At 35.7% G+C, this 1,615-nt stretch carries 1 protein-coding gene; it reads right to left on the minus strand.

Features of this window, described 5'->3' with window-relative positions; genetic code table 11:
- Positions 1 to 212: 212 nt before the first annotated feature.
- Positions 213 to 1,487, minus strand: coding sequence for an IS4 family transposase (locus tag F0000_RS27245; protein WP_368668153.1), 1,275 nt, complete (start codon positions 1,485 to 1,487; stop codon positions 213 to 215).
- Positions 1,488 to 1,615: the final 128 nt, after the last annotated feature.

Raw genomic sequence — 1,615 nt, forward strand, 5'->3', positions numbered from 1 at the left:
CCAATGTCGTTTAGTTAAGGAAACAGGTGTATTGAAAATCGTTGGTTGAAATCTTTTTTTCTGATTTAGTGGTAAATGTGTACATGGGTATTACTACCTCTTCTATAAAGAAGGATAAACTTGAGTTTTTCAGAAAAGTATATGCATAGTAATTCTAGGCTTATCTTTTGATAAGCTTCAAACAATAACTATATGGGTTTATTTAGGATCCTTTAGAAAGCGTTCTTGTAGGGCATTGGGTATATACGTTTACTTTTTCTGAAATTCCTACCAAAAGACCTACCGTCCCTTACCATTTCAAGATTAGAGACGAATAAAATTTCTAATTCACCCAAATAGTCCATTACGGTTTTCCGATCTCTACAAAACAGTAAAACGATGCTGTTTTTCATTCGATTAAGTGCCTGTGTGAAGTTTGGTTTGTACTTCCTTTTTCGTTTTTCACATATATGGCTTACCATTTCATCTGTTCCTGATACCAGGATAGTTGTAAGGTTGCAAGAAAATATTTTCGCGTAAAAATCCTGAAGGACTGCCAAACAGCTTTTTCCACTAAAATTTTCGATTTTCAATCTCGATTTCATTGTCTTATAAGATTCTTCTACCTGCCATCTAAGTTGGTATAGCCCAGAGAAAATTTCATAAGGGTACTTCTGGTTATCTGTCAAACTGGTAACCAGCACCTCTTTTTCCCCGGTATTGAGTTCTATACAAATAAAACGAAGCATAATCGGTGCGGTTGACAAGCCTAAGGCTTTACACTTTTTGGCACTCTGTTTACTGGGGTATAGTTCTGTTATGATTTCTTTGTTCCCGCTATTTGATAGCTCTTTGGCAACTTTCCAACTGCCCACTTTTAACCTAGCACAAAAATCAGTTTGCTTGTCCATCAATAAGGCAAACATCCAGAATGAAGCATAATTTCTATCATACAATGCTAAATCGCCCTTCTCAAATACTGTGGTATGCCCTAATGCCAAACTATGCTCATTGTCATTATAGGTAGACAATTTAGCATCAAGGGTTAAATTATTGAGTACATCATATGCTTGGGACAAGCGGGCATAAGTAATTGAGACACCTGTTTCGGAGATATCATGGATACCATATTTTTTAACTATTTCATGGCTAAAGGGCAACCGGGCTGTAGAACCATCTATCCCAATGAGCCTAAAACCCTGCCATCTCTTATAGGATGCTGTTTGATAAAAATAGGCTAGCTGATCTTTATCAAGCTCAATAAAGGCCTCATAACCAAGTTTTTTTCTGGCTAAACTAAATGCGCCCTTGGTCACTTCCTTTACAGGAATCTCTTTGTTTAGGATTACTTTAAATAAATTATCCAGTTCTGCTTGAAGGGATTTGGTCAGAAAATTAATGAGCAAGAAAAATACTTTTTCAAAGGTCAAATTCCGTTCCCTGGTGAAGTCGGTGGTGTTAATCTTGTGCCTGGAAATAAACGCTTTAGAAGTCAATTTTTTTTTCAAACTTTGGATAAGTTCGAATTGTTCTTTGATGTCTTTTCATCATTTATATGTTATTGATTACTCTTCTAAGATACAATATAATTAGCTGATTAACAACTATAAAAACCTTAACTAAACGACATTGCCCC

The organism is Aquimarina sp. RZ0 (assembly GCF_008370685.1).
Taxonomy (GTDB): Bacteria; Bacteroidota; Bacteroidia; order Flavobacteriales; family Flavobacteriaceae; genus Aquimarina.